Source organism: Serratia sp. S4, from assembly GCF_000347995.1.
Classification (GTDB): Bacteria; Pseudomonadota; Gammaproteobacteria; order Enterobacterales; family Enterobacteriaceae; genus Serratia; species Serratia quinivorans.
In genome coordinates, this window is the sequence record NZ_KB661120.1 from 4,076,556 (window position 1) to 4,095,558 (window position 19,003).

Below are 19,003 nucleotides of genomic sequence, written 5' to 3' on the forward strand. Positions count from 1 at the left end.
CTAATGATGATTAAAAAACAAAAATTAACCTGGATCCTGCTGAGCGCGGGTTGCTTAAGCCACCCCGCCTGGGCGCAAAGCCCGTGGACACTGGGTGCGTCGGTGCTGGTCAGCCCCAGCCCCTATCAGGGGGAACAGGACCGGGTAATGCCACTGCCGGTGATCGGTTATGACAGTGACCGTTTCTTCGTGCAGGGGCTTAGCGCCGGAGCCTATCTGTGGAAGGACCAGCAGAATCAGCTCAGCCTGAATGCCTACTATTCTCCGTTGCATTTCAAGGCCTCCGACAGCGACAACGACGCCATGAAACAGTTGAACAACCGCCACGCCACCATGATGGGCGGTATCGGCTATCGCCACCAGGCCAGTTGGGGCACCCTCCGTACCGAGCTGGCGACCGATATGCTGAACAACAGCAACGGCTTTACCGGCGACGTCGCCTATCTGTACCCGATCGAACGCGGTGATTGGCAACTTCGGCCCGGCGTTGGCGTCACCTACAGCAACGGCAAAACCAATGATTACTACTATGGCGTTTCTTCCGATGAGTCGGCGCGCAGCGGACTATCTGCTTATAAGGCCGGCTCGTCCTGGTCGCCCTATCTGGAACTGTCAGCCAGCTACCAGCTCACCCCGCAATGGACGACCTTTATCACCGGGCGCTATACCCACCTGGCGAACAGCATCACCGACAGCCCGATGGTGGATAAAAGCGGCAGCGGCATGCTATGGACCGGCGTGACCTACCGCTTCTGACCCGGCGGTCCGATTCCGGACCCGGTTTAAATATCGCCCAATGAGTGAACATGGGATTCTGGGGCATCCGAGAAACTGAGCGGGGAATGGCGTTAAACGCCGCAGCCAGGTCGGCGCTTCCCCCTGAATGGCTCAAGAGATCCTCGGCTCAACAAGAGGAACATCGCATGTTCAACATGAAAAAATTACCCTGGGTTCTGATGGCGCTGCTGGCGCTGAGTGGTTGCGACCGAGCGCAAGACCGCCCTGCACCGCCGTCTTCGTCATCTGCCACCGCGCCGGTACCACTGGTGCAAAATGGCGGCCAACCACAAAGTGCCGCAAGCACTCAGCAGTTGTACTCACTGCTCGGTCCGATCGCCCTGTTCCCGGATAATTTGCTGGCACAGGTCCTGGCAGCGAGCACCACGCCCGATCAGGTTACCGCCGCCAATGCCTGGCTGCTGCAAAACAAAAGCCTGACCGGCAGCGCACTGACGCAGGCAGTTAACGCGCAGCCCTGGGCGCCGGCGGTAAAAGCCATGGTGACCTTCCCCGACGTGCTGCAGCAAATGGCACAGAATCCGGGTTGGACTCAGGCACTGGGCAGCGCTTATAGCCAGGATCCGAGCGACGTGATGAACGCGGTTCAGCTACTGCGTCAACGCGCCAGCAACAGTGGTGCGTTGAAAAGCAACGCACAACAGCAAGTTATCGTTACCGCTAATAACGCGGCAGGCACGCCCGCGACTGCGGCCAATAAGACCACGGCTGCACCGACCCAGACCATCGTCATCAAACCGGCCCAGCCAAGCGTGGTGTATGTGCCCAGCTACGGCACCGCCGTTTATGGCAATCCGCCAGTGGCCTACTATCCGGGCTATGCGCCACCACCGGCTTACAGTACCAGTGACATGGTGGCTACCGGGTTGATCAGCTTTACCGCCGGGGTCATGGTCGGATCGATGTTCGATAATAACTGGGGTGTGCACTGGGGCGGCAGCCCGGTAGTGGTATATAACAACCGGACCTTTATCAGCAATAACGGTTGGCATCACAACGGATATGGGCCACGCGCGCCCTTCAGCGAACCGCATTTCTCACCGGCGCGCAGTAACTTTACCCCACGGCATGCCACGCCCCTGGAGCATCAGGGTCTCCGTTCACCGACCTTCGACCCGCATCGCAATGCCGAGCGTTACGCAGGCCCAGTCCGTACCACGACACGCCAGCCGGAACGTCATGTCGAGCATGCCCTGCCCCAGCGCAGCAGCGGATTGCAATCCGAACGTCATCTGGCCCCCGGACCGGTGCGCTTGTCCTCCGTGCATCAGCCCCAGTTCCAACGTGAGCGGGATGTGCGTCCCTTCGGCGATGGTGCATCCCACCCGGCATTTTCCACCGCGCTGAACCACTCGTGGGGGGATGGACATCTCTTCGGCGGGAATAATCATCGCCGCCGGCTGTGATCGCACTCAGACAACAGCCCACAGCAGATGTCGGGCTTTTCACAATGTCCGCGTATACACTCGCGAAGCCTCACCCCAGGGGTGATAGCCCAGCCCATTGAAGGCAAACCCCTGTTTCTCGTAGTAGCCTTCCAGATCGGTGCACAAATGCAACTGCGGGAAGCCGAACTTGCGCGTCTCCTCCGCCACATGATTAATCAGTTGTGAGCCATAACCGCGCCCGCGGTGCTGCGGCTCCACATACAGCGCACACAGCCAGGGATAAAGTTCACCACGGCTAATAAAGTCATTGGTGATCAGCCCAGCACAGCCCAGAATTTGTTCGTTATCCATTAACAAATACCACTGCGGCAACGGATTGACCGCGCCAATGCATCGGGTGATGGCATCCTCATACATTATCAGGGTCTCTTCCGTGGCCCAATGTTGTTGGAAGTAGCGAATCGCCTGAGATTTAAACTCGGGTAACTGACGCACCGAAATCATCTTCATATCCGTTCCTGAGGTTAGTTTTCATGCTTTTTCCGGTCGACGATTATGCGACAGCCTACACGGGTTATCACTACCTTTATTATGGGAATCAGTTGGATGTGCGGATACTATGGTAGCACTGCCCAAATATCCGGCAGCGGTTTATCCCCAACAGGAGTCGTTATGACACAGAATATTTATGACAATCAGGCGTTTTTCGACGGTTATGCCCAGCTCAGCCGCTCGGTGCACGGGCTGGATGGCGCACCGGAATGGCAAAGCATCCGTAGCATCCTGCCGGACTTGCAGGGTAAAAAAGTGGTCGATCTTGGCTGTGGTTATGGCTGGTTCTGCCGCAGCGCACGTGAACAGGGCGCCGCCAGCGTTTTGGGCTTAGATCTGTCGGAGAAAATGCTCGATAAGGCACGGACGATGACAGAGGATAGCGGTATTGAATACCGCCAACAGGATCTGGAACAGCTTCAACTGCCATCGCTGTCTTTTGATCTGGCTTACAGCTCACTAACGCTGCACTACATCAAAGATCTGGCACGGCTGTTCGCCACGGTTTATCAGGCGCTGGTGCCGGGCGGGCAGTTTATTTTCACCGCCGAACACCCGATTTACACCGCCCCAAAACAGCAGGGCTGGTTGGTTGACGAAAACGGGAAAAAATCCTGGCCGGTCAACGGTTATCAGCAGGAGGGGCAACGTATTTCAAACTGGTTGGCGGAAGGAGTGATCAAGCAGCATCGCATGCTCGGCAGTTACCTTAATCTGCTGGTGCAGCAAGGTTTCGTCGTGAGTTATCTCAATGAATGGGGCCCTTCGGCACAGCAAATCGCAGAAAACCCCGCGCTGGACGAAGAGAAAGAACGCCCGATGATTTTTATTCTGGCCGCCCATAAACCCGCGTAGTTATTCCTGCCACAGTAAATCCTTAACATATCCAATATTGGGGAGGCTGCCTCCCCCAAAGTCACCTATGACTCAGCCTTCAGGCACGGATATCCTGATATTCCGGCGTGGTGTCAAACTCATGTTTGGCGAACGGGCACAGCGGAATAATTTTACGGTTTTCCGCCCGCATTTTCGCCACCACCAGCGCCACCAGTTTTTTACCGACGCCCTGACCTTTCAATACCTCATCCACCCAGGTGTGATCGATAATGGTTAATTTGTCTCCGCTCGGCACAAAGGATATCTCGGCGATCATTTTTCCCTGCCGATCGTTTATATAAAAACGTTTCTCGTCTGCCAGAATTTCAAGATCCATAAATTTATCCCATTTTAAAAGTGCATAACTGTGGGTGAACGCTAGAACAAACCTGATATTAGTCTACTATTTAATCAGTAACACAACATAATTTTGACAGTGGCTGAGGAGTTCAAAATGGGTGAAGGCTCAAAAGACGGCGTTATTCTGCTATCCCGAATCTTATTGATGATCCTGTTTATCATTTTTGGTTGGATGAAATTGATCGGTTTTGGTGCAACCGTTAGCGCAATGGAAGGTTATGGCACGCCAATGCCCTATTTGGCGGCGATTATCGCCGTGGTGGTTGAGTTCTTTTTTGGCATCGCGCTTATTCTCGGATTATTTACCCGGCCTATTGCGGTTATTTTTGCCGTCTATGTCCTGGGCACCGCTTTTATCGGTCACCCGTTCTGGAAAATGACCGGCATGGAAATGATGGGCAACGAAATAAACTTCTTTAAAAATATCAGCATTATCGGCGGGCTGCTGTTGCTGGCGGTCACCGGTGCCGGGCGTTATTCGCTGGACCATAAATTCTTTAATAAATAGCCTATTCCAGCCGGCGGCAACGCTGCCGGCTGCTGCTGTTCCACAATCCCCTAACGGCTGCGCTTGGCGTGGCGCTCGAAATTATCCGCCCTGGCCTGCGCCGATTTGCGCAGCGTGACATAGCAGGCACCTTCACCGCCGTCACGCGGCTGCGCCCGGCAAAAAGCCTGCACCTGTTCAAACTGTGCCAGCCACTTGGCGAGATAGCTGCGAATGATATTGGCATGGCTCTCTTCTTCACGCCCACGGCCGTGGACAATCAGCAGCGAACGCAGGTTTTGCTTTTCTGCCTGCAAAATAAAGCGAAACAGCGCCTGCCGCGCAGCCTCCACCGATTGTTTCAGCAGGTTCAGGCTGGCCTGCGGCGGATAGCGGCCATGGCTCAGTTTGTCCAGTACCCCCTGCTGAATACCCTCGCCTTTGTATTCCAGCGGGACTTCGCAAGGGATCAGTTCGAGAAAGCCGGTGCTGAGAAAGTTTTCCTGCCGCAGCGCCTGCGCCTCACGCCGGGCACTTTTATCCATAGTTTCCTGCGGTTTAAGGTACAGGGTCTCGGGGGCGCTGGATAACGGGATGACATCCGCCATCGCCTGTTCAAAAAAGTCTTTGTCCTGGTTGCTCATCATTCTGCCACTCTCAGACTGGGCCTTTAATGCCGGGGATGAACCTGATTGTAAGACGGCTTGCCGCGGTTGCAAGCCGGGAATTTTCCGCAATTGTCGTCAACGGGTGAGGTTCTGTGCAGTTTTCGTTATACTGCTAAACCATTATTGAGTGCCGCAAAGGATCGATCCCATGAAAATGCGCGAGCTGGAAACCCAGTTTCAAAATGCCATGAGCGAGTTGCAGGCCAGCTTCGAAAAGCAGCACCGTGAATGGCAGCACAGCTATCAGGCACTGCAGCAGTTGCTGGAAGAGGCTAAACAGCGTGAAGTCGCATTGCGTATGCAAAATGAGCAGCTGGTGCGCAAGCTGAGCACCGCCAGTTCAGTGCCGGAGCAGCACGCGTTAGTGAAGCAAATCAAAATGCTGGGCGCCCATCTGGACGCGCTGGCCAAGGATGCAGCCACCTTCAACCACCACCTGCGTCATCAACAGCGGGCAGCCGACAATTTCAGCGGCGAACAGCGTTGATACCGGGCGCTGTCACGCAGCGCCTCCTGCCAAATACTGGCGCAATGAGAGTGTAATAAATCATAAATGACCTGGATCATCATCGCTGCCCTGATCGTTGTATTTATTATTGGTTACCGCATTCTGACTTCCGATACTCGCAAAGCCATTGACTCTCTGGCCCACCTGCTGAAAGTAAAACCGATGCTGATTGAATCCATGATTCAGGAGATGGGCAGCCGCAATAGCCAGACGTTTATCCGCGTGCTGAACAACGGTTACACCGAAGAGATGCACCAGGCGGCCTATTTGCTGTTTATCTATCTGACCTTTATCAAACAGGCGGATGACCACCAGATAGCTCTGTGGCGGGAAACGCTGATACGCGCCGGGCTGTCGCCGGAGCTGCATGCCGAACACACCGAGGCCGCGCTGTTTTACTTTGCCGATCTGGATATCGACGCTTTCGAACTGGCGCAGTTTCGCCGCGCTTACAATGAGCGTTTTAATCAGGAAGCGATTGCGAATTGGTAAAATTGTGTCCCCCGCTGGCGGGGGAGGCATTACTGGAACATGCTGTAGATATAGCGCGAAAGCGCATCACGCGAGCTGAAGCCGTGGGGAATGCCGTAACGCGCACTCGGGGCATCGCTGCTTAAATCCAGGGGAAACTCAAGGTACTGATTGCTGATGCGCACCGGCGAGGTCGGCGTGGCAAAATGCACGCTTTTCTCTTTCAGCGCCGGGTGGATCACCAACGCGGTTCTGCCCATCCGCGCCTCACGATTCACATAAACGTAGTGCTCACCCTTGCGGTAACCATAAGACTGGTCGGTGACATAATCACGCTCAAAGCCAGTATTCTCCAACACTCTAGCCACTTCATCCGGCCGTAAATACATCGATTTCTCCTCTCGTTCTGGACCGCTGAGCGACCTTACCGTAATCATGAGATGAAACAATAAATTTTTCGGTATGGATGTGGGTTTAGGAATAATCCTTAACTATAGATTTTGCCGGTTTTGCAGCAGCAAGCGCAGCGTCAACAGCACGCCCAGAAACACTATCAGAGCCGCCGCCAGATAGATTGATGGCACGCCCATGCGGCTCATCAGCAAACCGGCCAACGGCCCGGTGATCCCCAGCGCCAGATCGAGAAACGCCGAGTAGGTGCCCAGCGCGGTACCCTGATTCTGCTGCGGCACCTGTTTCACCGCCTCCACGCCCAGCGCCGGGAACACCAGCGAGAAACCGGCACCGGCCAACAAAGCCCCGGCCTGCACCATCAGCGGATCGCCAGCCTGCCAAATCATCAACAACCCGATAATCTCAATCAGGAACGACACCAGCGTAACTTTCAAGCCGCCGTGGCGATTAATCGTCTGGCTAAATATCAGGCGGATACCGACAAAGGCAACGCTGAACAGCGTCAGTGAGAACGCGGCCCCGCTCCAGCCCTTATCAGCATAGTAGAGGGTAATGAAAGTGGCGATCACGCCAAAACCCACGGTGCCCATCGCCAACCCCAGGCCGTAAGCCCAGATGCGGCCAAACACGGCGCTAAAGGCAATGCGCTGACCGGCGGCGATCGTCACATTGGGCTTACCGCTCGCCAGCCACAACGAAATCGCGACCGCCAGCACAATCAGCGCCGCCACCCCGGCCAATCCCCAATGCTGGTTGAGATAAACGCCCAGTGGCGCTCCGGCCGCCATGGCACCGTATGTCGCTACCCCATTCCACGAGATCACCCGGGCGGTATGCAGCGGCCCCACCAGACCAATGCCCCACAGCGTGGAACCAGTACTGGCAAAGCTTTCACCGACGCCAAGAAACACCCGCCCGACGCATAGCAGGATTAAACTCAGCAACGGCAGGCCGCTGAACCAAAAAGCCGCAGCGTAAAACAGGCCGCTTGCACCGCAGCAGGCCAGGCCGAACAGCACCACCTTTTTCGGCCCGAGCTGATCGGCATAGCGTCCGGCATGCGGGCGGCTAAACAAGGTAGCGAAATACTGGGCGCTGATAATCAAACCGGCCAGTACCGAGTTGTAGCCCAGATCGTTATGCACAAACCCAGGCAGCACCGCCAACGGCAGGCCGATGGTCAGGTAACAAACGAAGGTGAACATCACGACCGACAAAATACGTTTATTCAGTTGGAGATGGTTTTCTTTGGAACTGATTGCGGTCATCGAAGGTGGCTCGCATCGAACGGGGTAAGCAACAGTGCTCAGCATACCCCGATGGGATCCGATGATAAATGTGAGAGTTATAACGAATTATTATTTAACTACGCGTTTGTTGCCTGCGCCATTCGCTCGGATTAACACTATAAATACGCAAAAATTCACGGTTAAAGTTCGACTTGGTGGTAAAGCCTGCCGCCTGCATGATATCGGTCACCGGATCATCACTGGCAAGCAGCCATTGCGCCGCCTGGTGGACACGCAGCTGATTCACATATTGCGACACATTCATGCCCGCATGCCGATTGATGGCTTGTGACACCCGACGCGCCGGCAAGCCCACTTTGCGCGCCAATCGGGCCAGGTTCAGCTCAGGCTCCAGATAAAGATCATCCTGCAGCAACCGCTGTTGTACCCGGTCAAACCACTCAGCCAGTTGCTCTTCGTCCTCGGTGGCCTCCGGCGTCGGCTCCGGCAGCGGCTCCACCGGGTTGTCCAGGGGACGGCTACGGGACAGCACCAGATAAAGGCTCAAGGCCACCAGCACGTTAACGAGGGTCGCCAGCACAGCAGCGTGCCGGCCATCGAACAGTGAGAAATCGAGTGCAATCACCAGTTCGGCCAGCGCGATGGCTATTAACAGCATGCCCAGACCGCGCCACAACCGGTAACTGAGCCAACTTTCCGCCAGCGCCACCTGCTGTAAGCCGTTCTCGCCGCGCCGCAACGCGTACAGCAGTGCCAGGCCGTAACCCAGATAAGCGCTAACAATCAAGGTATCCAGCCAAAAAGGCGCGATCAGACTGGCTAACAGCGTCAGGCCCAGCGGCGTCAGGTGCCCAACCTCACGCCAGCGAAGCCGACCCTGGGTACTGACCAGAAAGGCCAGATAGGTCAACGCAGGGATCGCCACCGCGCCGAACGGTTGCAACCGGTTAAGTTGCGTCACGCCATAGCCGTAGCGGACACCCACCAGCAGACTTTGCCAGGCGCATAACAGCAGCAATAGCTGGAAAACCCAAAGCTGCGCCCGCGGTCGTCCCAGGCGGTACAACAGCCCCAGGCACAGCAAACCAAACAGAAAAGTAAGCGGAATAAGTGGCATTATCGGCATCTTGTTGTGTTCACACAGAACCGGCAGTGTACTGTCAAAACAATCATTTAACGACCCGGATCGCGATCGAGGTCGCCGGATAGCGCCGCCAATGCCACCCTCGCAAGGTCAACATCTTGAGGAGTGAAAATGAACAGAGCGTTGTTGTTGTGGATATTGCTGTGCGGCGTTGCCAGCGCTACCCCTTATCAGGTCGCCACCCACGATCAAGTCTTCCAGGCCGGTTCACGTTCGTTGAACAGCCGAATTTACTACCCCACCACCGAGACCGCTCAACAAAGGGCCATCGGGGCGAATCCGGTCTTTACCGGTATCAACAGCCAACCGGATGCCGTTGTGGCCAGTGGACGTTTCCCGCTGATCGTTATCAGCCATGGCAGCGGCGGTAATAACAGCAGTCAGGGCTGGCTGGCGGCGGCATTAGCCCAACAGGGAGTGATCGTGGTGGCGGCCAATCACCCCGGCAGCACCACCGGTAACTCTGTCCCGGCGCTCTCCGCCGAATTGTGGTTACAGGCCGAAGATATTTCCGCCTTGATCAGCGCCATCACCGCCGCTCCCCAGTGGGATAAAGTCATTAATCGCCAGATGATTGGCGTTATCGGCCACTCCAAGGGCGGTTACAGTGCCATTGCCGCCATCGGCGGACGAGTTCGGCTGGCCGATTTCATCAGCGGCTGCCGACAGGCCCCACAGTCACCCAACTGCCAGTTTTATACCCAGGCCAAGGTTGATTTGGCTGCGCTTTCCGCCCGGCAATTTGATGCGGATTATACCGACCCGCGCATCCGCTTTGCCGTTGCCCTCGATCCCGGCATGGTGCCTTATCTGTTGCCTGCCAGCCTGCGTCGGCTCAATGCCCCTTTATTGGTCATCGAACCTCAAGGTTTCGAACCAGACAGCCGGATACCCGGCCTTGGCGGTGCCGCACTGGCCAAAGACGCAGGGCAGCAACCGATTGATGCACTACGGCTGTCGAACGGTAACCATTTCGATTTTATTCCGCTTTGTCAGCCGAATGGCCGTCAAATTCTGGCAGCAGAGGAGAAAGATGCGGCGGTGTTATGCGCTTCCTCCAATACGCAGCGTGAGTGGGTACACCAGAAGACAGTGGCAGCCATAATGACGTTTATTCGCCCGTGGCTACCCGCGCCCGCAGAAAATCAATAAACGCCCGCACCTTTTCCGGCACGTGACGCGTGTTTGGATACAGTGCATAAATGCTTTGTGTCGGGAATTGATGGTCTGCCAGCAGCGGGCACAGCTTGCCTTCGGCAATGGCGGGTCGCACCAGCCATTCTGGCAGCAATGCCACCCCGGCACCGTGCAGGGCAAAAGCCAGCAGTGCAGCGGCGCTGTCCCCCATCAGTGTGGCGGCGTCTTCAACCTTGAACAGCACCGCCTGCCGTTCCGGGGTAATCACCTGCCAGCTCAACGGTGAACTAAGGCGGCTGTGGGCAATCCACTGCGCCTGCGCCAGTTGCGCCAGCGAGCCAACAGGATGGCGGGCCAGATACGCCGGTGAGGCGACCGGCAGGATGGCAAAGCTGTCGAGCCGCGCTGCGTGATGACTGGAGTCCGCCAGTTGCCCCAGCCGGATCGCCACGTCGAAGCGCTCCGAAATCAAATCGGCATGATAAGAAGAAGAAACGTGCTGAATGCGCAAGCGCGGATGCAACTGGGAAAATGCCGCCAGCGCCGGTACCACCACCTGTGCGCCGTACTCCGGCGTGGTGGTGATACGCAATACCCCGCTCAGGCCGTGGTGATCGCGGCGCACGTCATCCAGCACATTCTCCGCGTCTTGCAGTAGCCGCAGGCAGCGTTGATAAAAGCGTTCACCGGCATCGGTCAACGCCAACCGCCGGGTGCTGCGCACCAGCAACGAGACGCCCAACTCGCTTTCCAACTGTTTGACATTGAAACTGACCACCGCCTTGGTTTGCCCCAATGCCACCGCTGCGGCGGTGAAGCTGCCCGCATCCACCACCGCCACAAAGATCGCCAAACGCTGCAGGTTAAGCATAGTGTTGTCCGTTACTGTCAAAATTATTTTGACAGTGTAATCGTTCGCAGCCGATTTATCCGCAGTTTCCCACCCGCTACACTGCGGGCCTTCAACCGGAGGCCTCATGCCCTATCGCATCAAAGTCGCAATCGTCTATCTGCTCGGATTTTTTGTCGATCTGATCAACATGTTTATCGCCAATGTCGCTTATCCGTCGATCGGCCATGCGCTGCAGGCTTCGGTCGGTGAACTGGCCTGGGTCAGTAACGGTTATATTCTCGGCCTGACGCTGGTGATCCCGCTCAGCGCCTGGCTGGCACAGCGCATCGGCGGACGACGGGTATTTTTGTTGTCGCTGACGCTGTTTATGCTGGCGACAACCGCGGCGGGCTACGCCAGCTCCATTGGCGAGTTGATTGGTTGGCGGGTACTGCAAGGTATGGGCGGCGGTTTGCTGATCCCTATCGGCCAAACGCTGACCTATCAACTGTATCGCAGCCACGAACGCGCCGGGCTTTCCGCCGCCATTATGCTGGTCGGCCTGCTGGCACCGGCGCTGTCACCGGCGCTGGGCGGGTTGATTGTCGACAGCCTTGACTGGCGTTGGGTGTTCTTCGCCAACCTACCGCTGGCGGCGCTGGCGTTGCTGCTGGCCGCGCTATGGTTACGCCCGCAGGCGGCCGATCCGCAGCGCAGGCCGCTCGATCTCAATGGGCTGCTCAGCGCCTGCGCTGCGCTGACGCTAATCCTGCTGGGTCTGACCCGGCTGGGTGAAGCCGATGGCCTGGCGCAGGGCATGGTGTTATTGGCTGCCGGGGCACTGATGCTGGCCTATTACCTGCGACGCAGTCTGCGCATTGCCCAACCGCTGCTGAATTTGCGGCTGATGCAGGATCCGTTACTGCGCACTTCAATGATGATTTATCAATGCATTCCCGGCCTGTTTATCGGCGTCAGCCTGGTCGCCATGCTATATCTGCAAAATCAATTGGGCATGCACGCCGCACAGGTCGGCAGCCTGATGGTGCCCTGGTCGCTGGCCTCGTTTTTGGCCATCACGCTGACCGGCAAGAAGTTTAACCGCCTTGGCCCACGACCGCTGTTTATCGCCGGTTGCCTGCTGCAGGGGCTGGGCATTCTGGCGCTGTCGCAAATTACCCATGCCGGGGATCATGGGTTGCAGCTGGCGGCCTTCGCCCTGATGGGCTTTGGCGGCAGCCTGTGCAGCAGCACCGCGCAAAGCAGCGCTTTCCTGCAGATTGCCGATGAGCAACTGGCGGATGCCAGCGCACTGTGGAATATCAATCGACAGCTCAGTTTTTGCCTGGGGGTCGCCCTGCTCAGCCTGCTGCTGAATCTGCTGCTTGAACATTTTTCCCCCGCCGTCGCTTACCAAAGCTGTTTTTACCTGGCCGCCGCCAGCACGCTGATCCCACTGCTGCTGTGTCTGCGCATCGCTAACCGCGCCATCGTGCGCCATCTCAATACTCAACAGGAAAACTGATGAACCGCTATTTTACCGAAGTGATCGACGCTCATGTCGCCATTGAAAACTGGCTGGAGAAAGGTGCAGGGGAAGAACAGGCCTTATTGGCACGTTTTGACCCGGCGTTCAGCATGATCGCGCTAAACGGCAGTCGGCTGGATTTCGCCGCACTGAGCGCCTTTTTCCACGCGCATCGCGCCGCTAAACCGGGGCTGGAAATCACTATAGAAGAGATGACTTTGGTGGCCGAATGGCCGACCGGTGCGGTGGTCAGCTACCGTGAAAAGCAAATGTTGCCGGGACAGGCGGCAACGCTACGCAACTCCACCGTGGTGTTCGAACAGACCCAAACCGGGCTGGGTTGGCGGCACCTGCATGAAACCACGCTGGCGCAGTAATCAGAGAAAACCGTCGGCCAGGAACAGCTCCCAGGCGACAATCAGCCCACACAGGGTGACGGCGCTGAAAATCACTTCGAATAAATAACGATTGATCATCATGAGCTAGCCCTCAAAAGAAAACACCCGGCAAAACCGGGTGTTTAAATACTGTCTGGATGCTGCGGTACCGCAGACTTCACTTATTTAGCGGCTGGAGCTGCTTTTTTGGTGGCTTTGTGGTGTTTTTTAGCAGCCTGGGCTTTTTGAGCTGCAGCTGGCTTGGTCGCTTTGTGGTGCTTTTTAGCGGCCTGGGCTTTCTGTGCTGGAGCGGCTTTGGTCGCTTTGTGGTGCTTTTTGGCGGCCTGGGCTTTCTGTGCTGGGGCTTTCTTGGTCGCTTTGTGGTGCTTTTTAGCGGCCTGAGCTTTCTGAGCTGGGGCTTTCTTGTGCGCTTTCTTATGGTGAGTGGCTTTAGCTGGTGCCTTGGTAGCAGCAGCGGCTGGTGCAGCGGTAGTGGTTGCAGCTGGAGCCGCAGCCGCCGGAGCTACTGCATCGGCAGCGAAGGCAACAGAAGACAGACCCATGGTAGCAGCAACGATCAGGGCTAATACTTTTTTCATCTTTAATTCCTCAGAGTGTTTTTTCAGTAAGCCCCGTTGGGCCGTTGAAGCAGATACTAGAGGAATCGATGAGCCGCTTCCGTGAGTGATTGGTTTCGCCGAGTAACCAAATGTACAGCGACAGTATGACCATCGGACAGGCCGTTTTTTTCCGTGATCGCCAACACATTTTAAATAATGGTCTACACTTAAAAGACATGTGTCGAAACGGAGAATCGAATGTTTAAGAGATCAGAAAAAGTAGAACGCGACATCGATCAAGACGTCACCCTGCTGGCGGATACGCTGGATGAGGTGCTACGCGAATCCGGTGACAAGACCAAGGAGGAACTGAAAGAGCTGCACAGCAAGGCAAAAGGCGTTTTACGCGATGCCCGTGCGCGCTTCAATGGCTCCAGCAATTTGACACAGCACGCCCGCGATGTCGTCGGACAAGCCGACAGCTACGTGCGCGACAAACCTTGGCAGGGCGTTGGGATCGGGGCCGCTGTCGGCATCGTCCTTGGCGTACTGCTGGCCCGGCGTTAACACCCCTTGCAGTCATAAAGATAAAACAGATGTGCGTCTGGCCCACGGGAAACCGTGGGCCGTTTAATTTCTGCCTTTGAACAACTCAGCCAATCTGGCCACCGCACGCTCCGTCTCGTTCTGCTGAGTAAAGTTGGCAAACCCCATCAGCAAGCCAGTACCTGTAGGCTCTGTGATTCGCCAGTCCGATAGCGCCTGCACCGACAGACCGCACCGCCAGGCATCCTGCGCCAAGCGCCGATCCTCTCCATCCTGTTTAAAACGAGCCAATAGCTGAATGCCGCCGTCCTGCGACGCCACCGTCAAATATTTCGCCAACTGTTGTTCCAGCGCTTGCGCCAGCCACGCTCTGCGCTGACGGTAGATTGGCCGCATACGTTTCAGGTGACGGTAGAAATGCCCCTGTTCTATAAAGTCCGCCACGCTGGCCTGTAACAACGGCGGGCAACCGCAGCCGCGCAGCCGACTGCTGCGCCCAAAGGCTTCCACCTGCCCTGCCGGTACCACTAAATACGCCATGCGCAATGCCGGGAACAACGTTTTGCTGAAGGTTCCGGCGTAAAGCACCCGCCCCTGACGATCGAGACTTTTCAGCGGTGGCAACGGCCTGCCGTGGTAACGAACCTCACTGTCGTAGTCATCTTCAATCACCCATGCCGCCTGCTGTTGCGCCCACTCCAGCAATGCCATGCGCCGCGCCAGGCTAAGCGAAACCCCCAATGGACTTTGGTGAGTCGGCGTCAGCACCGCCATCCGTGCCTGAGGCGCCCTGGCCATACCGCTGGCAATGTTCATGCCCTGTTCATCAACCGGCACCGCCACCGGCCGCATGCCGGCGGCTTGAAACAGCGGCAGCGTCACCGGATAGCCCGGATCCTCCAGCCATACCTGATCGTCCGGCTTGAGCAGGGTACCGATCACCAGATCCAGCAGCGCCTGATACCCTGCGCAGATAAACACCTGTTCCGGTCGGCAGCTGATGCCGCGCGAAAGCTGTAAATAATTGACGATCGCCGCACGCAGCTCGGGCAATCCCTGAGTTGAAGGATGGGCCAGAGCGGCCAGTGGGCTGGTGCGCAACTGGCGGCCGACAATCCGCTGCCACAGTGCGCGAGGAAAGGCATCCAACGCCGGTAGCCCCAGTTGAAACGGCTGTGTGGCGCCGTTCGGATGCAGCGCATTCGCCGTCACCGTTGGCATAGGCTCCACCGCCAGCGCCGCACGCACCGGCAGGTTTTGCAACTGCGGGGAAACATAGGTTCCCGCCTGCCCCCGACTTTGCAGAAAACCTTCGGCAATCAGCTGAGCGTAGGCACTTTCTACCGTCGCGCGCGCCACGCCCAGATCGCTCGCCAGTCCACGAACCGAAGGCAGCCGACTGCCCGCCTGCAGAGTTCCCTGCGCAATGGCATCTTTAATTCGCAGATAAATCTGCCGGTACAGCGGGTCGGCAAGCCGACTGTCCAGCGTTAGGGAGGAAAGAAACTGACGCATTATGGCCCGGTTAAATAATCATTTTATGGCCCTATAGTATAGTCCATATCACCGTTAAAGTAGCGTCATGTTCCTGTTATTCGCACACCGAGGTTGACCATGATTAAGCAACGTTTGAACTATTCCGCACTCTCCCCCGCACCGTACAAAAGCATGGTGAGCGCCCTGATGGCACTGGAGAAAGGCGCGCTGGACAAAGCGACGATTGAACTGATGTTCATGCGTGTTTCGCAGATCAACGGCTGTGCCTTCTGCCTGGATATGCACGGCAAAACGCTACGCGAAAGCGGCGTCAATAACGCCAAACTGGACCAGTTGGCAGGCTGGCGCGTTAGCCATGAATTCAGTGAGCGCGAGCGTGCAGCACTGGAATGGGCAGAGTCCGTCACTCTGATCGCCACGACTGGCGCACCGGACAGCGCGTTTGAAGCACTGCAGGCGCACTTCAGCGACGTGGAAATTGCCGATTTGACCTTCGCCATCAGCATCATGAATGCCTTTAACCGCCTGGCCATCAGCATGCGTCAGTGATAAAACCGCACTTCCCCTCTCGCGGCGAGAGGGGTTTTCCGTCAATAACCCTCTGCAAAAAAAATTTACCCACCGCTTTTCCAGCCCCGCTGCACCCTGCGCGAAAAACTCAACAAAACACCATATATAGCGTGGTTGATAAATAAAATATCTACATATAGTATTTAAGTCATCAACCGCAGGGAATATGTCGCGGTCGGTAACGCCGTCAGAAACGCCGTTCAATGCTCCGTTATCTGACCTTTCCGCCTTTCCTTCAGCTTAAAAGGTAAATGCGAATCATGAGCATTATTATTTACAGTAAACCGGACTGTGTCCAGTGCAACGCCACCTATCGCGCATTCGATAAACAAGGGATTGGTTATCAGGTGATCGACCTCACCCAGGATCAACAGGCGCTGAGCCATGTCAAATCCCTTGGCTATCAGCAGGTTCCGGTGATTATCGCCGGTGACGATCACTGGTCCGGTTTCCGCCCGGACAAAATTGGCGCACTGGCTCACGCCCTGGTGCCTTGAGGCCGACCATGAACCCGCTGGTCTATTTCTCCAGCAGCTCGGAGAACACCCACAGGTTCGTTGAAAAGTTGGGCTTGCCGGCGATGCGCATACCGATCGCCGGTGCCCGCAGCAAACTGTTGATGGAAACACCCTATATTTTGATCGTGCCCAGCTATGGCGGCGGCAGCGCCGTGGGAGCCGTGCCGATCCAGGTGATCCGCTTTCTCAACGATCCACAGAATCGCGCCTTCCTGCGCGGCGTCATCGCCGCCGGGAATACCAACTTTGGCGCAGCGTACGGCATTGCCGGCGATATCATCGCCAAAAAATGTCAGGTGCCTTTTCTTTACCGTTTTGAGCTGCTCGGCACCACACAAGACGTTGCAAACGTTCGACAGGGAGTAACCGCATTTTGGCAACGACAGAACTGACCAGGCCCACCACCAGCGCGCTGGATTATCATTCGCTCAACGCGATGCTCAATCTTTATGATGCCGAAGGCCGCATCCAGTTTGATAAGGATCGACTGGCGGCGCGGCACTACTTCCTGCAGCACGTGAATCAAAACACCGTGTTCTTCCACAACCTGGAAGAAAAGCTGCGCTATCTGGTGGAAGAAGGTTATTACGAGCAAAGCGTACTGGCGCAATACGACTTCGCCTTTATCAAGCAGTTGTTCCAGCAGGCCTACGCGAAAAAATTCCGCTTCGAGACCTTCCTCGGTGCCTTTAAGTACTACACCAGCTACACGCTGAAAACCTTTGACGGCAAACGCTATCTGGAACGCTACGAGGACCGGGTGTGCATGGTCGCCATGACGCTGGCAGCGGGTGATACCGCACTGGCGCAGGATTTGGTAGAAGAAATGATCTCCGGTCGCTTCCAGCCGGCGACGCCCACCTTCCTCAACTGCGGCAAACAGCAGCGCGGCGAACTGGTTTCCTGCTTCCTGCTGCGCATTGAAGACAACATGGAGTCGATTGGCCGGGCGGTGAATTCTGCGCTGCAACTGTCGAAACGCGGCGGCGGCGTGGCATTTTTGCTGACCAACATCCGTGAAGTCGGTGCGCCGATCAAACGCATTGAGAACCAATCCTCCGGCGTTATTCCGATCATGAAAATGCTCGAAGACGCCTTCTCATACGCCAACCAACTGGGCGCACGCCAGGGGGCAGGAGCGGTCTATCTCAATGCTCACCACCCGGATATCCTGCGTTTTCTCGATACCAAACGCGAAAACGCCGACGAGAAGATCCGCATCAAAACCCTGTCGCTCGGAGTGGTGATCCCGGATATCACCTTCGAGCTGGCGAAAAACAACGAAGAGATGTACCTGTTCTCGCCGTATGACGTCGAGCAGGTGTATGGCGTGCCCTTCTCGGAAATCAGCGTCAGCGAGAAATATCGCGAAATGGTGGATGACAAGCGCATCCGCAAATCACGCATCAATGCGCGCGAGTTTTTCCAGGTGCTGGCGGAGATCCAGTTCGAATCTGGTTACCCGTACATGATGTTTGAAGATACCGTCAATCGTGAGAACCCGATCGCCGGGCGCATCAATATGAGTAACCTGTGCTCGGAGATTTTGCAGGTTAACCGCGCCAGCACTTACCACGATGACCTGAGCTATGACCAGGTGGGCAAGGATATCTCCTGCAACCTCGGCTCGCTGAATATCGCCAAAACCATGGATGCGCCGGACTTCGGCAAAGCCGTCGACACCGCGATCCGTGCGCTGACGGCTGTAGCAGATATGAGCGACATTCGTTCGGTGCCGTCGATCGCCGAAGGCAATCGCAGCTCGCACGCCATCGGTCTGGGCCAGATGAACCTGCACGGCTATCTGGCACGCGAGCGCATCTTTTATGGCTCGGAGGAAGGGATTGATTTCACCAACATCTATTTCTACGCCGTTGCTTACCACGCCATTCGCGCTTCTAACCAATTGGCGATTGAACGCGGCAGCGCCTTCGGCGGCTTTGAGGATTCCACCTACGCCTCCGGTGAGTATTTCAGCAAATACACCGAGCGGGATTGGCTGCCACAGACCGAGCGAGTTCGCACACTGTTCGCCGACGCCAATATCGCCATTCCAGGCCGTGAAGAGTGGCTGGCGCTGCGCCAGTCAGTGATGATGCACGGGCTGTACAACCAGAACCTGCAGGCGGTGCCACCAACCGGTTCCATTTCTTACATCAATAATTCGACCTCCAGCATTCATCCGATTGTGTCACGCATCGAGATCCGCAAAGAGGGCAAGATTGGTCGCGTGTATTATCCGGCGCCCTATATGACCAACGACAACCTGGAGTACTACCAGGATGCCTATGACATCGGGCCGGAAAAGATCATTGATACCTATGCCGCCGCCAGCCAGCACGTCGATCAGGGATTGTCGCTGACGTTGTTCTTCCGCGATACCGCCACTACGCGCGACATCAACCGCGCGCAAATTTACGCCTGGCGTAAAGGCATCAAAACCATTTATTACATCCGCCTGCGCCAGATGGCGTTGGAAGGCACCGAGGTGCAGGGCTGCGTGTCCTGCGCACTGTGAGGCA

General features: G+C 56.4%; 23 protein-coding genes. 14 read left to right on the forward strand and 9 right to left on the reverse strand.

What is annotated here, in order from left to right:
- Positions 1-3: 3 nt before the first annotated feature.
- Together SERS4_RS0119680 and SERS4_RS0119685 are read left to right on the forward strand one after the other, a co-directional pair.
- Entirely contained in the window at positions 4-756 is a 753-nt protein-coding gene (locus SERS4_RS0119680; protein ID WP_012146407.1) for a MipA/OmpV family protein, read from the forward strand.
- Between the two features lie 167 nt (positions 757-923).
- Positions 924-2,204, forward strand: coding sequence for a DUF3300 domain-containing protein (locus SERS4_RS0119685; protein WP_017893750.1), 1,281 nt, complete (start codon positions 924-926; stop codon positions 2,202-2,204).
- 39 nt (positions 2,205-2,243) lie between these two features.
- On the opposite strand, the gene SERS4_RS0119690 is transcribed toward SERS4_RS0119685, so the two are convergent.
- Entirely contained in the window at positions 2,244-2,696 is a 453-nt protein-coding gene (locus tag SERS4_RS0119690; RefSeq protein ID WP_017893751.1) for a GNAT family N-acetyltransferase, read from the reverse strand.
- A 162-nt stretch (positions 2,697-2,858) separates the two neighbouring features.
- Here SERS4_RS0119690 and SERS4_RS0119695 point away from each other — a divergent pair, with 162 nt between their 5' ends.
- Positions 2,859-3,593, forward strand: a complete 735-nt coding sequence (locus SERS4_RS0119695) for a bifunctional 2-polyprenyl-6-hydroxyphenol methylase/3-demethylubiquinol 3-O-methyltransferase UbiG (RefSeq protein WP_017893752.1) — start codon at positions 2,859-2,861, stop codon at positions 3,591-3,593.
- A gap of 79 nt (positions 3,594-3,672) precedes the next feature.
- Here the strand turns inward: SERS4_RS0119695 and SERS4_RS0119700 are convergent, their stop codons facing one another.
- Positions 3,673-3,951 carry a GNAT family N-acetyltransferase gene (locus SERS4_RS0119700; protein WP_012146411.1) on the reverse strand — a complete coding sequence of 93 codons (279 nt, stop codon included), beginning with the start codon at positions 3,949-3,951 and terminating at the stop codon, positions 3,673-3,675.
- 117 nt (positions 3,952-4,068) lie between these two features.
- On the opposite strand from SERS4_RS0119700, the gene SERS4_RS0119705 reads away from it, so the two are divergent.
- Entirely contained in the window at positions 4,069-4,482 is a 414-nt protein-coding gene (locus SERS4_RS0119705; protein WP_012146412.1) for a DoxX family protein, read from the forward strand.
- A gap of 50 nt (positions 4,483-4,532) precedes the next feature.
- On the opposite strand, the gene smrA is transcribed toward SERS4_RS0119705, so the two are convergent.
- The gene (gene smrA, locus SERS4_RS0119710) at positions 4,533-5,105 is read right to left on the reverse strand and encodes a DNA endonuclease SmrA (protein ID WP_017893753.1); all 573 of its coding nucleotides are present in this window, start codon (positions 5,103-5,105) and stop codon (positions 4,533-4,535) included.
- Between the two features lie 172 nt (positions 5,106-5,277).
- On the opposite strand from smrA, the gene SERS4_RS0119715 reads away from it, so the two are divergent.
- Entirely contained in the window at positions 5,278-5,616 is a 339-nt protein-coding gene (locus tag SERS4_RS0119715; RefSeq protein WP_012146414.1) for an MbeD/MobD family mobilization/exclusion protein, read from the forward strand.
- Positions 5,617-5,682: 66 nt separating this feature from the next.
- Positions 5,683-6,129, forward strand: coding sequence for a DUF1198 family protein (locus SERS4_RS0119720; protein WP_012146415.1), 447 nt, complete (start codon positions 5,683-5,685; stop codon positions 6,127-6,129).
- 29 nt (positions 6,130-6,158) lie between these two features.
- Here SERS4_RS0119720 and SERS4_RS0119725 read toward each other — a convergent pair whose 3' ends face one another.
- From SERS4_RS0119725 to SERS4_RS0119735, 3 genes are all read right to left on the reverse strand, one after another.
- Positions 6,159-6,497, reverse strand: a complete 339-nt coding sequence (locus SERS4_RS0119725; protein WP_012146416.1) for a DUF2002 family protein — start codon at positions 6,495-6,497, stop codon at positions 6,159-6,161.
- Positions 6,498-6,599: 102 nt separating this feature from the next.
- Complete coding sequence (locus SERS4_RS0119730) at positions 6,600-7,790, reverse strand: MFS transporter (RefSeq protein WP_017893754.1); 1,191 nt, start codon at positions 7,788-7,790, stop codon at positions 6,600-6,602.
- A 94-nt stretch (positions 7,791-7,884) separates the two neighbouring features.
- Positions 7,885-8,898 carry an AraC family transcriptional regulator gene (locus SERS4_RS0119735; protein WP_026142504.1) on the reverse strand — a complete coding sequence of 338 codons (1,014 nt, stop codon included), beginning with the start codon at positions 8,896-8,898 and terminating at the stop codon, positions 7,885-7,887.
- A gap of 129 nt (positions 8,899-9,027) precedes the next feature.
- Here SERS4_RS0119735 and SERS4_RS0119740 point away from each other — a divergent pair, with 129 nt between their 5' ends.
- Positions 9,028-10,068, forward strand: a complete 1,041-nt coding sequence (locus tag SERS4_RS0119740) for a prolyl oligopeptidase family serine peptidase (RefSeq protein ID WP_017893756.1) — start codon at positions 9,028-9,030, stop codon at positions 10,066-10,068.
- Here the strand turns inward: SERS4_RS0119740 and SERS4_RS0119745 are convergent.
- Positions 10,028-10,924 (reverse strand): LysR family transcriptional regulator, encoded by an 897-nt coding sequence (locus SERS4_RS0119745; protein WP_017893757.1) that lies wholly within the window; start codon positions 10,922-10,924, stop codon positions 10,028-10,030. The two genes, SERS4_RS0119740 and SERS4_RS0119745, sit on opposite strands and share 41 nt — an antisense overlap.
- Before the next feature lie 106 nt (positions 10,925-11,030).
- On the opposite strand from SERS4_RS0119745, the gene SERS4_RS0119750 reads away from it, so the two are divergent.
- Positions 11,031-12,410, forward strand: coding sequence for an MFS transporter (locus SERS4_RS0119750; protein WP_017893758.1), 1,380 nt, complete (start codon positions 11,031-11,033; stop codon positions 12,408-12,410).
- Positions 12,410-12,790 (forward strand): hypothetical protein, encoded by a 381-nt coding sequence (locus tag SERS4_RS0119755; protein WP_017893759.1) that lies wholly within the window; start codon positions 12,410-12,412, stop codon positions 12,788-12,790. The genes SERS4_RS0119750 and SERS4_RS0119755 overlap by 1 nt, the downstream gene beginning before the upstream one ends.
- Before the next feature lie 182 nt (positions 12,791-12,972).
- Here the strand turns inward: SERS4_RS0119755 and asr are convergent, their stop codons facing one another.
- Positions 12,973-13,389 carry an acid resistance repetitive basic protein Asr gene (gene asr / locus SERS4_RS0119765; protein ID WP_012146423.1) on the reverse strand — a complete coding sequence of 139 codons (417 nt, stop codon included), beginning with the start codon at positions 13,387-13,389 and terminating at the stop codon, positions 12,973-12,975.
- 219 nt (positions 13,390-13,608) lie between these two features.
- On the opposite strand from asr, the gene SERS4_RS0119770 reads away from it, so the two are divergent.
- On the forward strand, positions 13,609-13,917 hold the full coding sequence (locus SERS4_RS0119770) for a YqjD family protein (RefSeq protein ID WP_012146424.1): 309 nt from the start codon (positions 13,609-13,611) through the stop codon (positions 13,915-13,917).
- Between the two features lie 63 nt (positions 13,918-13,980).
- Here the strand turns inward: SERS4_RS0119770 and SERS4_RS0119775 are convergent, their stop codons facing one another.
- The gene (locus tag SERS4_RS0119775; protein ID WP_026142505.1) at positions 13,981-15,414 is read right to left on the reverse strand and encodes a PLP-dependent aminotransferase family protein; all 1,434 of its coding nucleotides are present in this window, start codon (positions 15,412-15,414) and stop codon (positions 13,981-13,983) included.
- A gap of 96 nt (positions 15,415-15,510) precedes the next feature.
- Here SERS4_RS0119775 and SERS4_RS0119780 point away from each other — a divergent pair, with 96 nt between their 5' ends.
- From SERS4_RS0119780 to nrdE, 4 genes are all read left to right on the forward strand, one after another.
- Positions 15,511-15,942 carry a carboxymuconolactone decarboxylase family protein gene (locus SERS4_RS0119780; RefSeq protein ID WP_012146426.1) on the forward strand — a complete coding sequence of 144 codons (432 nt, stop codon included), beginning with the start codon at positions 15,511-15,513 and terminating at the stop codon, positions 15,940-15,942.
- Positions 15,943-16,223: 281 nt separating this feature from the next.
- Positions 16,224-16,460, forward strand: coding sequence for a glutaredoxin-like protein NrdH (gene nrdH, locus SERS4_RS0119785; protein WP_012146427.1), 237 nt, complete (start codon positions 16,224-16,226; stop codon positions 16,458-16,460).
- A gap of 8 nt (positions 16,461-16,468) precedes the next feature.
- Positions 16,469-16,873, forward strand: a complete 405-nt coding sequence (gene nrdI / locus SERS4_RS0119790; RefSeq protein WP_017893761.1) for a class Ib ribonucleoside-diphosphate reductase assembly flavoprotein NrdI — start codon at positions 16,469-16,471, stop codon at positions 16,871-16,873.
- On the forward strand, positions 16,855-18,999 hold the full coding sequence (gene nrdE / locus SERS4_RS0119795; protein WP_017893762.1) for a class 1b ribonucleoside-diphosphate reductase subunit alpha: 2,145 nt from the start codon (positions 16,855-16,857) through the stop codon (positions 18,997-18,999). Before nrdI ends, nrdE begins: the two co-directional genes overlap by 19 nt.
- Positions 19,000-19,003 lie beyond the last annotated feature (4 nt).

Coding starts and splice junctions, on each gene's coding strand:
- SERS4_RS0119735 (WP_026142504.1), bottom strand. CDS start 8,898: ATGCCGATAATGCCACTTATTCCGCTTACTTTTCTGTTTGGTTTGCTG.
- SERS4_RS0119700 (WP_012146411.1), bottom strand. CDS start 3,951: ATGGATCTTGAAATTCTGGCAGACGAGAAACGTTTTTATATAAACGAT.
- nrdH (WP_012146427.1), top strand. CDS start 16,224: ATGAGCATTATTATTTACAGTAAACCGGACTGTGTCCAGTGCAACGCC.
- SERS4_RS0119730 (WP_017893754.1), bottom strand. CDS start 7,790: ATGACCGCAATCAGTTCCAAAGAAAACCATCTCCAACTGAATAAACGT.
- SERS4_RS0119750 (WP_017893758.1), top strand. CDS start 11,031: ATGCCCTATCGCATCAAAGTCGCAATCGTCTATCTGCTCGGATTTTTT.
- SERS4_RS0119770 (WP_012146424.1), top strand. CDS start 13,609: ATGTTTAAGAGATCAGAAAAAGTAGAACGCGACATCGATCAAGACGTC.
- SERS4_RS0119685 (WP_017893750.1), top strand. CDS start 924: ATGTTCAACATGAAAAAATTACCCTGGGTTCTGATGGCGCTGCTGGCG.
- SERS4_RS0119720 (WP_012146415.1), top strand. CDS start 5,683: ATGACCTGGATCATCATCGCTGCCCTGATCGTTGTATTTATTATTGGT.
- asr (WP_012146423.1), bottom strand. CDS start 13,389: ATGAAAAAAGTATTAGCCCTGATCGTTGCTGCTACCATGGGTCTGTCT.
- SERS4_RS0119690 (WP_017893751.1), bottom strand. CDS start 2,696: ATGAAGATGATTTCGGTGCGTCAGTTACCCGAGTTTAAATCTCAGGCG.
- SERS4_RS0119755 (WP_017893759.1), top strand. CDS start 12,410: ATGAACCGCTATTTTACCGAAGTGATCGACGCTCATGTCGCCATTGAA.
- SERS4_RS0119780 (WP_012146426.1), top strand. CDS start 15,511: ATGATTAAGCAACGTTTGAACTATTCCGCACTCTCCCCCGCACCGTAC.
- SERS4_RS0119745 (WP_017893757.1), bottom strand. CDS start 10,924: ATGCTTAACCTGCAGCGTTTGGCGATCTTTGTGGCGGTGGTGGATGCG.
- SERS4_RS0119740 (WP_017893756.1), top strand. CDS start 9,028: ATGAACAGAGCGTTGTTGTTGTGGATATTGCTGTGCGGCGTTGCCAGC.
- SERS4_RS0119705 (WP_012146412.1), top strand. CDS start 4,069: ATGGGTGAAGGCTCAAAAGACGGCGTTATTCTGCTATCCCGAATCTTA.
- SERS4_RS0119680 (WP_012146407.1), top strand. CDS start 4: ATGATGATTAAAAAACAAAAATTAACCTGGATCCTGCTGAGCGCGGGT.
- SERS4_RS0119715 (WP_012146414.1), top strand. CDS start 5,278: ATGAAAATGCGCGAGCTGGAAACCCAGTTTCAAAATGCCATGAGCGAG.
- smrA (WP_017893753.1), bottom strand. CDS start 5,105: ATGAGCAACCAGGACAAAGACTTTTTTGAACAGGCGATGGCGGATGTC.
- nrdI (WP_017893761.1), top strand. CDS start 16,469: ATGAACCCGCTGGTCTATTTCTCCAGCAGCTCGGAGAACACCCACAGG.
- SERS4_RS0119725 (WP_012146416.1), bottom strand. CDS start 6,497: ATGTATTTACGGCCGGATGAAGTGGCTAGAGTGTTGGAGAATACTGGC.
- SERS4_RS0119695 (WP_017893752.1), top strand. CDS start 2,859: ATGACACAGAATATTTATGACAATCAGGCGTTTTTCGACGGTTATGCC.